12 protein-coding genes are annotated in these 12,971 nt (G+C 56.7%); 3 read left to right on the top strand and 9 right to left on the bottom strand.

Annotation, left to right across the window (positions count from 1 at the left end; translation table 11 throughout):
• Window positions 1-47: 47 nt before the first annotated feature.
• The 9 genes from eutC to H1Y61_RS20755 all read right to left on the bottom strand — a co-directional run bounded on the left by eutC (window position 48) and on the right by H1Y61_RS20755 (window position 9,313).
• Window positions 48-803 carry an ethanolamine ammonia-lyase subunit EutC gene (gene eutC / locus H1Y61_RS20715; RefSeq protein ID WP_180574659.1) on the bottom strand — a complete coding sequence of 252 codons (756 nt, stop codon included), beginning with the start codon at window positions 801-803 and terminating at the stop codon, window positions 48-50.
• Window positions 800-2,197: an ethanolamine ammonia-lyase subunit EutB gene (locus H1Y61_RS20720; RefSeq protein WP_180574660.1), complete on the bottom strand. Its 1,398-nt coding sequence runs from the start codon at window positions 2,195-2,197 to the stop codon at window positions 800-802. Before H1Y61_RS20720 ends, eutC begins: the two co-directional genes overlap by 4 nt.
• A gap of 157 nt (window positions 2,198-2,354) precedes the next feature.
• Window positions 2,355-3,434: a lipocalin-like domain-containing protein gene (locus H1Y61_RS20725; RefSeq protein WP_180574661.1), complete on the bottom strand. Its 1,080-nt coding sequence runs from the start codon at window positions 3,432-3,434 to the stop codon at window positions 2,355-2,357.
• Window positions 3,424-5,832 (bottom strand): ABC transporter permease, encoded by a 2,409-nt coding sequence (locus H1Y61_RS20730; protein WP_180574662.1) that lies wholly within the window; start codon window positions 5,830-5,832, stop codon window positions 3,424-3,426. Before H1Y61_RS20730 ends, H1Y61_RS20725 begins: the two co-directional genes overlap by 11 nt.
• A complete protein-coding gene (locus H1Y61_RS20735) occupies window positions 5,832-6,488 on the bottom strand; it encodes an ABC transporter ATP-binding protein (protein WP_012654494.1) in 657 nt (218 codons plus the stop codon). The genes H1Y61_RS20730 and H1Y61_RS20735 overlap by 1 nt, the downstream gene beginning before the upstream one ends.
• Window positions 6,489-6,552: 64 nt before the next feature.
• Window positions 6,553-7,101 carry a DNA-3-methyladenine glycosylase gene (locus H1Y61_RS20740; protein WP_180575239.1) on the bottom strand — a complete coding sequence of 183 codons (549 nt, stop codon included), beginning with the start codon at window positions 7,099-7,101 and terminating at the stop codon, window positions 6,553-6,555.
• Window positions 7,102-7,148: 47 nt separating this feature from the next.
• Window positions 7,149-7,391, bottom strand: coding sequence for a PilZ domain-containing protein (locus H1Y61_RS20745; RefSeq protein ID WP_041698735.1), 243 nt, complete (start codon window positions 7,389-7,391; stop codon window positions 7,149-7,151).
• Window positions 7,392-7,485: 94 nt separating this feature from the next.
• Window positions 7,486-8,301 carry a hypothetical protein gene (locus tag H1Y61_RS20750; RefSeq protein WP_180574663.1) on the bottom strand — a complete coding sequence of 272 codons (816 nt, stop codon included), beginning with the start codon at window positions 8,299-8,301 and terminating at the stop codon, window positions 7,486-7,488.
• Window positions 8,302-8,602: 301 nt separating this feature from the next.
• The gene (locus H1Y61_RS20755; RefSeq protein WP_180574664.1) at window positions 8,603-9,313 is read right to left on the bottom strand and encodes a GntR family transcriptional regulator; all 711 of its coding nucleotides are present in this window, start codon (window positions 9,311-9,313) and stop codon (window positions 8,603-8,605) included.
• Window positions 9,314-9,578: 265 nt separating this feature from the next.
• Here H1Y61_RS20755 and H1Y61_RS20760 point away from each other — a divergent pair, with 265 nt between their 5' ends.
• From H1Y61_RS20760 to H1Y61_RS20770, 3 genes are all read left to right on the top strand, one after another.
• Window positions 9,579-10,667: an ABC transporter ATP-binding protein gene (locus H1Y61_RS20760; protein ID WP_180574665.1), complete on the top strand. Its 1,089-nt coding sequence runs from the start codon at window positions 9,579-9,581 to the stop codon at window positions 10,665-10,667.
• Window positions 10,668-10,694: 27 nt separating this feature from the next.
• Entirely contained in the window at window positions 10,695-11,984 is a 1,290-nt protein-coding gene (locus tag H1Y61_RS20765) for an ABC transporter substrate-binding protein (RefSeq protein WP_180574666.1), read from the top strand.
• 78 nt (window positions 11,985-12,062) lie between these two features.
• Complete coding sequence (locus H1Y61_RS20770; protein ID WP_180574667.1) at window positions 12,063-12,968, top strand: ABC transporter permease; 906 nt, start codon at window positions 12,063-12,065, stop codon at window positions 12,966-12,968.
• Window positions 12,969-12,971: the final 3 nt, after the last annotated feature.

Genomic DNA, 12,971 nt, shown 5'->3' on the forward strand with positions numbered 1-12,971 from the left:
GGGCTAATCAAAGTGCTCAGAGATTAAAATTATTTTTTATCAGTTATTTAGGTCAAGGATTTCGCGCCATGCGGGAGTGAGATGCCATCCACGGCGTTTTCCTTCAGGTCAACACCTGAGAGTTTCAACCGTAAGGCCTCCTTCACCAGCCAGGAAATCTTTTCCGCCGCCGATTCATAAGACAATCCGTCGTCATGAATATTGGAAATGCAGTTGCGCTCACTATCGCGTCGTCCTTTACGCGGCCCAAACGTAATATAGGCGCCAAGACTATCGGGAACGCTGAGACCGGGCCGCTCCCCAATCAGAACGATAGCCACTTGCGCGCCGAAAGCCGCCGCGGTTTCATCGCCGAAAGCGACACGCGCCTGCTTTCCAAGGATAACCGGGGCGACTGAAAACCCTCCGAGCCGGCGCACCGTGGCTTCATAGACCGAAACGGCATGGCGCTCCACCGCAGCTGCCGAAAGACCATCGGCGATGATGAAGGCGATTTCGTAGGTCTTGCCCGGTGCCGGAAGGTCATGGCGATCCGGCATACGTCCAAGGTCGGGCCGGGTCAGGTAGGTTGCCCGATCTTTTGCCAAGGAATGGACCAGCACTGTTTCGATGGGAGCCAGCGCGGTCGCCAGTTTCTCGAAATCCACTTCCCCATGGACGGCATCGCGCGCCCTGGCGTGGGCCAGTTGAAACTCCAGAACGGCATGTGTTGGCATCGCATCGCCTGCCCGGCCAAGGCCTATGCGCGCCCGAGTGGCGCTGCGAAACCTTGCAAACGGGTCGAAATCGACGGAATTGCTCATGCCGATGCCTTGTAAGATAGAAGGTTACGAGAAAAAGCATTGGATTGGGGCAATGGCGCCAGTCGACCGGACCGATCAATCATCCCCATCCGCTTCAGCCAGGCTTCGAACTCCGGCGCGGGCGGACGGTTGAACTGGTGACGAAGACCGACAATATCATGATAGGACAGGCTTTGATAATTGAGCATGACATCGTCTGCACCCGGCACGGCAATCAGGAAATTCACACCAGCAACCGTCAGGAGCACCATCAGATTGTCCATGTCGTCCTGATCAGCTTCGGCATGGTTGGTATAACAGACATCGACGCCCATCGGCACGCCCAGCAATTTGCCGCAGAAATGATCTTCAAGACCGGCGCGGATAATCTGCTTGGCATCGTAAAGATATTCCGGCCCGATGAAGCCAACGACCGTATTGACCAGCAGCGGTTTGACCTCCCGCGCCACGGCATAAGCCCGCACCTCCAACGTCTGTTCATCGACGCCATGATGGGCATCAGCCGACAACGCGCTGCCCTGCCCGGTCTCCAGATACATGACATTGTCGCCAACGGTGCCACGTTTCAGCGACAGCGCCGCCTCGCGCCCTTCGCGTAACACCGCGAGATCGACGCCAAAGCCCTGATTGGCGGCCTGCGTCCCCGCCACCGACTGAAAGACGAGATCAAGCGGTGCGCCTGCCTCAATCGCCTGGATTGAGGTTGTTACATGGGTCAGGACACAGGACTGTGTCGGTATTTCGAAGCGCTCCCTGAGTTTGTCGAACAGATGCATCAACCTTGTACAGGCTTCGAGATTATCACTGGCCGGATTGATGCCGATCACCGCATCGCCAACACCATAGAGCAGACCATCCAAGGTCGAGCCAGCCACCCCCTCCGGATCGTCGGTCGGATGGTTGGGCTGCAACCGACTGGAAAGCCGGCCCGAAAGCCCGATTGTCGAGCGAAATGCGGTGATAACACTGCATTTCGCCGCAACCGTGATCAGATCGTGATTACGCATCAGCTTGGAAACAGCCGCCACCATTTCTGGTGTGAGACCGGGGGCAAGCGCGGCCAGAACCTCGCTCGTTGCCTCATAAGACAGCAACCAGTCACGAAATTGACCAACGGTCATATGGGAGACAGGCGCAAACGCTGCGACGTCATGGCTATCGATGATCAACCGGGTAACCTCGTCGATCTCATAGGGGATGAGCATATCCTGAAGAAAAGTCTTCAAGGGAAGATCGGCAAGCACATAGCGGGCCGCGACCCGGCGTTCATTGCTGCTTGCGGCGATCCCGGCTAATTGATCCCCGGACTTTGGTGGGGAAGCGCAGGCCATCAGGCTTTTCAGATCGTCGAATACATGGCGTTCCCGCCCCAGGATGATCGAATAAGCTGCCATCACCGTTCTCCTTGCCGGACGAAGCGGACAAATGCTGCCCATACGCCTGCCCTTGCCAATCCGCCTCATGATTATCATGAGGCGGCCGTACGACCTACTGTAAATGCTATAAAGCAAAGTGCATGCCATACGAACAGAAGACCGTCGGAATTCAGGTTCAATATCCGGTCATTTCAAGGTAGCCTGTACCAGCATGACTGCCCGAAAAGCGGATCGGGCCTTCCCAATAAGGAAACGCCAGGGGCATCCAGCTTTGCGCATTTACGGGCGTCGTGCGGATCGACATGGCTTTTTCGGGCAGTTCCAGTTGCCACTCCACTGGCATGGTGCGACCCGCGACCTGCGTTTGTTTTACCACCGTCAGCTTGAGCGCACCGGGGCGCATTGGCTCCGGCACACCCTGTGGCGTGATCCAGGTGGAGACGGTATAATCGTCACCCTTGCCACGCAGATGATAACCCATCAGTTTTGCACCGTTCTCGAAGTGGAGGGAGAACCAATCCCAGCCTTTCTGGTCGGCGGAGAGCGGTTGCGAGGACCACTCCCGGTCCAGCCAAGCCTTGCCCGTCACGGGGACAGGGCCGTCAGGCAGGTTCAAGATACCGTTCACCTCATAGAAGGGCTGGGAATAATAATAGCTCGCCTGCCCTTCCGCTGATTTCACCGAGTAGCCATGATCTCCCTGAGCCACTAGGGGGCCAGTGGCCTGCAAAGAGAGATCGTAGGAAAAATCGGCGCCCTTGGCCTTCATGGTCAGGGAAGACAAGACATCGCCATTGTTTCCCGTCTGTGGTCTTGTCGTGAGCGACCAATCATCGATCCAGGCGGAAAACGGCCCAAGCGCCACGCCCGCCTGACCTATTCCTCCACGCGCAAATTTTTCCGTAGCGTAATGATGGTCCTTCGTTGTCAAGGCCGCATGGCCCATCCAGATTTGTGGACTGTTCCAGCCCTCCGCCTCGCCCGGTTTCAATGCTGAACGAAACAGCGTCCATTGGACTCCGTAATCACGCCCATCCGGCCCGGTCAGATTGGCCGTCACATACCACCACTCGATCCGGTAATTCGGGTGCGGGCCATGATCCATTGGAAACGCAAGCGGTTGGCCTGGCTGCGGCAAGGCGAAACCATCGCCAGCCTTCGCACCAAGACCGGCAAAGCCCTGGGCGAAAACCGGATTACCGCCAAGCAGCAGCGCCAGAACGAAAATCATGAACCGACGAATGTTAGCGTTCATTGGCAAAGACTTTCAATAAATCCGATGGCTTCAATCGGGCAATACCAGCAAGTGGGATCAGTGCCGAGAGCAGCGAGGCCAACAGTGCAAACCCTCCCAACCATAGCCACTGGACTGGAAACACATGCATTGGCAAGCGCCAACCAAAGGCCTCGACATTGACTATCGCCAACAAAACCCAGGCCAGTCCAAGTCCCACAGGCAGCGCGGCAACGAGTGTAAAGCCTGCGAGGATAAGAGTACGGGCAAGTTCCAACCCGGTTATCGCGCGACGGGTCAGACCCATTGCCCAGACCGGGGCGATCTGGGGCAGCCGCATGCCTGACAGCGTCATGAGGCTGGCAAACATCGCAAGCCCCGCGACCCCCAGCGTCAACACATTGAGAGCGGCTGTCACAGCGAAGGTCTTTTCGAAAATCGCCAGTGATCGCGCCTCGATCACGGCCTGATCCACGACGTTATCGGGCGGCAAGCCGAATTCAGTCATTAAAGCCTCACGCAGCGCGCCGGTCTGTTCTGGCCGTATCCGCAGCCCGAACCGCAAGCGCGAGAGATCGGAAAAACGGCTGACCAATTCCGATTGAGCGACGATCACATCCTCATTGGGATTACCGTAATCGGAATAGACACCGAGAATACGGGGCTTCCAGCCACCGGGCAGCGTGATCTCATCACCCACCGCCAAGCCCTCGCGGCGCATCATCTGTTCATTGATCAAGGCCCCTTCACCTCGGGCCAACCTGCCCCACACATCCGGCGTGGCGGCAAGCATCGGCCAGTGATCGCGGTAGGTCGCATCATCGACCACGCCATGAATAACCGCGGTTTTACCGCCGACTTCTCCTTGCGCATTCCAGATTGGCAGCACAGCCTTTACCCGAGGGGCAAGCCAGGCCTGCAAACGCTCGGCCTCGCCATCGTTGCGCGCCGTCACGTATAGCTCAGCCGCCAGTCTTTGATCCAGCCAGCCGACAAAGGTTAGACGAAAGCTGGAAACCATGGTTCCAACCCCGACATTGGCCGATAACGCCAGAAGAAGCGCCATCAAGGCGAGGGACAGGCTGGGCAATTGCTGGCGGGTATCGGCCCAGAACCATTGCCACACCGGTCGTTTTGCCAGGGACTGCATCAACCGCAACACGGGCACCAGAATGACCGGCAAGGCCAGAGCCGAGGCCAGTAAAAGCGCTCCCAGTGTAGCAAAACCAGCCACCAAGCCATTGCCGAATTTCATCAAGATCAGCGTCACCGCAAATAGCACGGCGGACGCCAGCGCCTGGAGAAACCAGGCACGCTCCGATGCGATGGCCCAGGCGCGCGGTTTGGCCGGGGCCAGCAAGGGCATGCGCCAGACCTGCCAGAGACTTTGCCCGGCGGACGCCAGCGTGCCGACCACGGCAATACCGATGCCTGTCACCCACCATTGGGGCCGAAAAGCCAGCGTACCAGGAACATCGGCGCCATAAAGGCCCCTGAGTGTCAGTGCCACATCCGGCAGCAAGACAGAGGCTACGACATAGCCAAGCGCCACGCCCGCGACGCCCGCGGCCAATGCAAAGACCAGCAGTTCCAGGAAAAGCAGGAGCATCAAGGTGCTGGCCGAGAGACCAAGAGATCGAAGCGTGCGAAAGGTGGGCCGTCTCTGCTCGAAAGCCAGCCGCACGGCCGCATAGACGATGAACAGGCCGACCACGAAGGACAGCAGTCCGAAGGCCGTCAGGTTGAGATGAAAACTGTCCGTCAACCGGGCAAGATCCCCTTCACCATCGGGGGATTTCAGGCGCAGATCAGGCGCCAATGCCGCCAGTTGCTGTTGCGAAATCGGCTGTTCCGGCGAGACGATCAACCGGGTCAACCCATCCCGCTGCCCCAACAAGGCTTGCGCCCTGCCTATATCGGTAAAGCCGGTCGCAAAAGGCAGATCCTTGACGATATCAAGTGGCGGCAGCGATTGCCCCTGGAGGGCATCTGCGGTCGCTTGCGAAACAGCAATCTGCCCTGGGGGCAGCAGGAAACGATTGATATTGCCATCACCACGCAAATCGACAGGCTGGGCTACCGACGGGATCGTTAGGGGATCTATGCCGATCAACCGCAGGCGAAACGTTCCAAGTCGCATCTCCCCTTCAAGAACCGGGGAAACCAGCAGCCCCGCTCGACGCAGCGCGACATAGGTCGAGATGGGTATGGGCCTGCCATCCTTGCTTTGGATATCCGACAGGCGATTTTGCCCAAGCATGGCGGCGGCCCGCGCATAAGAGGCCCGCGCTTCGGCATTGATCGCCTGCACCCCCGACCAAAGTGCTGTCGCCAGCGACAAACCGAGGAGCAGCATGGCCAATTGAAGCGGCTTGCGCCGCCAATGCGACAGCAAAGCCAGAAAAGCGGTGCGCAGCATCAGGCCACCCGCCCGGCACGCAAATGCAAGTTTTCATCCAGCATGGCAGCCAACCGGGGTGAATGTGTCACCATCAACAAGGCCGCACCCGTCTCCCGCACCAGAGATAACATCAAAGCCATGACCGCATTGCCCGTCTCTTCGTCGAGATTTCCCGTCGGCTCATCGGCCAGAACCAGTTTTGGCCGAACCGCAAGCGTCCGGCCGATGGCGACACGCTGTTGCTGGCCGCCGGAGAGCTGCTCGGGATAGCGCGACAGAAGCGCCGCAAGCCCAAGGCGTTCCGTCAATTCCGTCTGCCATTGCCCATCGTAACGCTCACCCAGCCGGGCATGAAAGGCAAGATTGGCCCGCACATCCAATGAAGGGATCAGGTTAAACTGTTGAAAAATCAGCCCGACTGTGCCACGGCGCAACCGTGCCCGACCTTTATCATCGAGCGCATCGATATCTTCCCCATCCACGCAAAGCTTCCCGGCATCGGCGCTGTCCAGCCCGCCCGCCAGATGAAGCAATGTACTTTTTCCGCTGCCGGATTCCCCGGTCAATGCCATGGTTCGCCCTGCGGCCAGGGTCAGGCTGACACCTTTGAGAACCTCCAAAGGACCTTCCGATGTGCGGTATGTTTTTTTAACGGCATCCAGTACCAGCACCATCAGCTTATCCAGTCGTTTGCATGCTCATCAACACGAAACCATAATCCGTCTGGCGGATATGGCGCTAGAGGGCAGCCGGGAAAGGCTTGCTTAGAAATTTAGACCCCGCCAAACCGAAGCGCCACGGGTGATCTATCGCTTTGGTAATGCCAATGCGAGGACCAATCGCCACGCTTGGAAGGGTTTTGGCAGGCACAAGCTGAAATGGTGGTAAGGCGAGAGGCAAGCCATTATGTTGAACGGTTATGCCCAATGCCTGAGCCAGACGGCCCGGACCTGCACATAGAAAACGTGGCGCCACGTTGCCACGCCGCGCTTGCATGACATCCAAGCCGTGGCTTGGCGCGAGCGCCCGGATCAGAACCGCACTGCCGGGTCGGCAAACGATGTTAAAGCACCAGTGGATGCCGTAGGAACGGTAGACATAGATATGTCCGGCTGGACCAAACATTGCATTATTGCGCGGTGTGAGCCCTCGAAAGCTATGGGATGCCGGATCGTCACGTTCATAGGCCTCGGTTTCGACAATCATGCCGCCGACACCCTCCACGAAAAGCTCGGCGCCAATCAGGTCGCGAGCAATATCGACAGCACTGCTGTTGAACTCAATCATGGCCTGCTGTTGAACTTTTCCACATGCGGTACGCTTCTGAGTGCCGGTCAGGCGAATTCCACGCCGATTTCCGTTATTTTCCGCCACCGGACGACACAATGGACCTTGCGCCCGCCATCCATCAGTAAATCGAACTCATCGGGAACATTGACAAAATTATCTCCAGCCAGTTTCGCGCCACCGGAGGAAATATTCTTGACGGTGCAGCTAAAGGTCGAAAACCCGTTTTTCAAGATTATGCGCGCCGCTTGTAAGGTTCGGACTCGATGATCTCTACGCTTATTCTCCATTTCCAACCCCCGCCGATCCCAGACCTAGACCATCCAGCAGTTATTACAATTTCATATAATTCCGATCACATCTGACCGGTCTAGCAAGTCTTTATTATCTCAGCAAAGTCGTAAATATTTCATCCATCTGCATGGCCATTGCTTTTGGGCTGACTTGATCCAGAAAATGGTCCATGGCGCGGCGGGCGCGCAGCCAGTCATTTTTACCATGGGTGCTTCGCGCCCGTTGCAAAACATCGATAATCTCGTCCTCCCCTTCTCCTTGGACGAGATAGGGATAATCCTCACCCAGAAATGCAAGGGCATCGTCCTGAGCCGCATTCACCAGCACATTTGCACCACAGGCCGCCGCGATCACACCCTTGGTAAAGGGTTTATAACACCTCGCCAACGTTTCCGTCTGGGGCGCGCGAATGCAGTAATGCAAACTATAGTCCCCCATACGCGCGATGATCTGGCGCATGGAATCGCTGAAAGCCGCGTCATGAAAATCGACTGATTTTTCAATTTGAGGCGTCCTGACGGTATTTTTCAGAAAGCCGAAATAACCGGCGCGATAATCGGTATGGCGCTGGTTGCCCATGGCGTAGATGCGTTCATCGGCACCATGCAACAGCAGTCCAACCTGCCCTTTTGCACCAGGCGTGTTTGTCAGTCTGGCGTGCATTGCATCACGCGCCATATGTGAACTGGCGAGATGCATATCGACATGATTGAAAACCATCTTATCCAGCGGCGTATCGACATAGTCGAAACATATGCCCCGGCTTCGGCCATGCAGAATTTCCAGCGCCGATGCGCCAATGGAAAGCGCCGCACGCTTGGTAAACACATAAATCGCATCTTTAGGCTGAAGGCTAGCCCATAGCATTTGCAATACAGGTATTCGCTTGTTCGGCAGGGCCGCCATTTCAAACCGGTATTTGTCGCCGAGATAGGGCCTCGTCAACCTGGACAGTTGAAATGACCGCATGGTCGTACTGCCGAATTTAACCGAGGACCGACGATAGACGAACCTCACTGGATAGAGCATTTCAAAAACCCGCCGCACTATTTTGATCTGTCAGGCGGTGGAATCGCTGCCCAGGACAGACTATTCTCTCCAATACCAAATTCAAGATCTACGACTCGCATCCTTGCCTGACTAGCACCTGAAACATTAAACGCTGACTTGAGCCTGACAACTCGTCCATAAAAAGGCCAAAACGGCGCTAAAGTCCCAAGGCATCCTTCAATGCCAGACCTTCCCGCACCCGCAAATCCAGATCCGCTTCGATATGATCAATGTGATGCAGCATCAGCGCACTTGCACGCTTGGCATCCCGCTCCACAAGAGCCTCAAGTATCTGTTCATGCTCATTATGACCGCAACTGGAAACGCCAGATCCACCATAAAGGGCGATGACCAACGATGATCGGGCCACCAATTCATCCATGAATTTTTGCAGGATGGCATTGCCGGCAACTTTGGCCAGCATCAGATGGAAATCGCCCGAGGCCTTTATTTCGGCGCGCCTCGCCGCAGGCCCGCGCTGGTGCAGATGGCGTTGTTCATCTTCCAACTGGGCACGAAAAGCGACCAGATCGTCCTCCGTCAGCCGCTCGACAGCTGCCAGAACAATACCAGGTTCGATCATTCGGCGGCAGGCGAAAACCTGCACTGCTTCTTCGGGGCTTGGATTGGATACAAAAGCACCCCTATTTCGTTCCGTCTTTATCAGCCCTTCGAATGCAAGCATTTGCAGAGCACTGCGCACAACGGTGCGACTGACATCGAACAGAAGGCCCACTTCCGCCTCGGAAAGCTTGGTTCCGGGCGTTAAACGCCGGTCGATAATCGCATTTCGTAGGGATTCGCGGATGGTGAACGCACGGTCTTCCAAATTTGAATCGTGAAAACTGATTTTTTCGTCAAGCTTCATAGCGTCACCCGTGCTGATGCCTGCCTTTGTACATTGAACTGACAAACTCGGAAAGTCACTGATTGCTGACAGGCAAGAAATCTATTGCGTACAATTTGACCAATGAATGCAAACAATCGCACGATTTTTGCGCAACAGTGATGACGACCCGAAAAATTCCGTGGGTATTCAGTGGAAGCCGACAGGATTTTCTAGGTTTTCCAAAGGCCACAAGCATCTGGCACGTAAGATGCATGTAAAGCAGCGGTCATCAAGGGATCGCAGCATGAAACAAGCCGCCGCCATCGATATTGCCGCCGTTACCAAGGTTTACGGCCATACGACAGCCGTCCACAGCATCAGCCTGAAAATTCCAGCTGGCACCTATTGCTGCCTGCTCGGCCCTTCCGGTTGCGGCAAGACATCGACGTTACGGATGATTGCCGGACACGAGACCGTCACGACAGGTGATATCCTGCTGGGCAACACCAACATCACCGATCTCGCGCCCGCCGCACGTGGCACGGCGATGATGTTCCAGTCCTATGCGTTGTTTCCTCATCTCGACCTCACTGAAAATGTTACTTTCAGCCTGAAAATGAAGGGCATCGACAAAGCCACCCGCCGCGCCAAGGCGATGGAGATGCTGCAATTGATGCAACTGGAGGCCTATGCCGACCGCCGCCCCGCCCAGCTTTCCGGCGGACAGCAGCAGCGTGTGGCGCTGGCACGCGCCTTGATTACCGATCCGGAAGCGCTTCTTCTGGACGAGCCACTGTCTGCACTCGATCCGTTTTTGAAAATCCGCATGCGGGCCGAACTGAAGAAACTCCAAACCTCGCTCGGCATCACCTTCGTGCATGTGACCCATAGCCAGGAAGAGGCCATGGCGCTTGCTGACCTGATCGTTATCATGAACGATGGCCGCATCGAACAGGCTGCCGATCCCCGCACCGTGTTCGAGCGCCCGGCCTCAGCCTTCGTCGCCCGTTTCATGGGCGATCACAATGTCATTTCAGGCCGAGTCACCAGCGTTTCCGATGAGATCGCAATGATATCAGTCGCAGGGGGGGCGGATTTCGCAGCTTCCGGCAAAGCCGCCATCGGAGAACCCACCGACATAGCGGTGCGCACTGACCATGTGCGGATCGGCCAGAGCCAGGTCCCGGGCCTTGGCTTCACCGGCTCTGTCACCAATGTCGAATATCGAGGTTCCACCGTGAAGCTGATGCTGAGCGGTGCGGGCATTGAAGACTTTACCGCCATCCTGACCGATGCCGCCTTCCACGCACATCCGGTCAAGGTAGGCGAAGCCATTGCCGTTTGCTGGGAGGCCGATGACGCCATCGTTCTCGGCAAACCGGCGTTGAAATAATCAACCAATAACCAGAGGAGAACTTCCATGACTGATACCAAAAAGCCAAAATCCGGCGTGACCCGCCGTTCACTTTTGAAGACTGGGGCCGCCGCAGCGGGTCTTGCCGCCGGTTCCGGCGCCATCACTGGCTTTCCCACCATCTGGGCACAGACCAAGATCACCCTTCGTCAATTCGGCACCGGCGTTTCAAACATCAATGCCATCGCCGAAAAATGCAAGGCCGACCTCGGCATCACGCTGGAAATGACGGCAACGGATTCCGACGCCGCCGCCCAGCGCGCCGTGACCCAGCCGAACTCCTATGACATTGCCGATGTCGAATACTGGATCGCCAAGAAGGTCTTCCCATCAGGCGTCTTGCAGCCAATGGAAGTCAAGAAGCTCAAATATTACGACAAGATCGTACCGCTGTTCATCAACGGCAAACTGAAGCCGGATAGCGTCATTGCCCAGGGTACAGCGCCACACACCGTCGGCTTCATCGAAAAGCCCGGCGCGAAAACCTTCGCCAAGGCTCCGACCGAGTGGATGACGATGGTGCCGACCATCTACAATGCTGACACGCTCGGCATTCGCCCAGACCTCGTTGGCCGCGACATCACCAGCTGGGCCGATATCATGGACCCCGCTTTCAAGGGTAAGACGTCGATCCTCAACATTCCATCGATCGGCATCATGGATGCCGCGATGATCATGGAAGCCATGGGCAATATCAAATATGCCGACAAGGGCAACATGACCAAGGCCGAGATCGACAAGACCATCGATTTCCTGATCAAGGCCAAGCAGAGCGGCCAGTTCCGCGCCTTCTGGAAAAGCTTCGATGAAAGCGTCAACCTGATGGCCTCTGGTGAAGTCGTCATCCAGTCCATGTGGTCGCCAGCCGTTGCCGCTGTTCGCTCCAAGGGCATCGCCTGCAAATATCAACCGCTGAAGGAAGGCTACCGCGCCTGGGGCGGCGGACTGGGTCTTGCTGCGCATCTGAAGGGCGCGCAGCTCGATGCAGCCTATGAATACATCAATTGGTACACGTCTGGCTGGGTCGGCGGCTACCTGAATCGCCAGGGCTATTATTCGGCCTGCATGGAAACCGCCAAAAACTTCATGTCCGCGGATGAATGGGGTTACTGGATCGAAGGCAAGCCAGCCCAGGGCGACATCATGTCTCCTGAGGGCAAGGTGATGGAAAAGGCCGGTGCCGTACGCGACGGCGGCTCCTTCGAAGAGCGCATGGGCAAGGTTGCCTGCTGGAACTCTGTGATGGACGAGGACCGTTACATGGTCCGCCGCTGGAACGAGTTCATCGCCGCCTGATCATATCAATAGAACCCATGTCTTCCCCGTTCGCGGGGAAGACATACGGCAGCCCCGAAGACGACAGGGAGACGAGCGATGGCAACAGTGCGGTTTATAGGCGTCGGCAAGCCAAAGCCAAGGCGCGAAATCCGCGTGCCTGCCTGGCTGACAGCCTATCTTCAAGCAGCCCCCCTGGCGCTTATCCTCGGCGGTTTCCTGCTGTTGCCAATCCTGATGATCGTCATTGTCAGCTTTTGGGATTATGACTTCGCCCAGATGTATCCCGGTTTTGTCACCTTCAATTATACGGAAACGCTTGGTTCCTGGGTCACCTGGAAAACCTATCTGAACACGCTAAAATTCGCAGGCATTGTCTGGCTCCTGACGCTGTTCATCGGTTTTTGGGTCGCCTATTTCCTGGCTTTCCAAATCCGTAGCGCCGCCATGCAGAGCGTGCTTTTCCTGATCTGCACGGTACCGTTCCTGACGTCGAATATCATCCGGATGATTTCCTGGATTCCGGTTCTGGGCCGCAATGGATTGGTGAACCAGGCGCTGGTTGGCACCGGCATTATTCCCCAGCCGCTGGAGTGGCTACTTTATTCAGACTTTGCCGTGGTGCTGGCCATGGTGCATCTCTACACCCTGTTCATGGTCACGCCGATCTTCAATACGCTGATGCGGATCGACAAGGCGCTGGTGGAAGCCGCAAGGGACGCAGGTGCTTCGAGCCTGCAAATCCTCACCAATATCATTCTGCCGCTGGCCAAGCCCGGCATGGCTATCGGCACGATTTTCGTCGTCACTTTGACCATGGCCGATTTTTCCACCGTGCAGGTCATGTCCGGCGGCCAGAGCGCCTCGGTGGCGCTGATCATGAAAAACCAGATGTCACTGCTGCAATATCCAGCCGCTGCCGCCAATGCCGTGGTGCTGCTGATCCTCGTCCTGCTGATGGTCGCGGGGATCTTGCGCATCGTCGATATCCGCAAGGAGCTGTAAGCC

Origin of the sequence: Agrobacterium vitis, from assembly GCF_013426735.1 — a bacterium.
GTDB classification, from domain to species: Bacteria; Pseudomonadota; Alphaproteobacteria; order Rhizobiales; family Rhizobiaceae; genus Allorhizobium; species Allorhizobium vitis_D.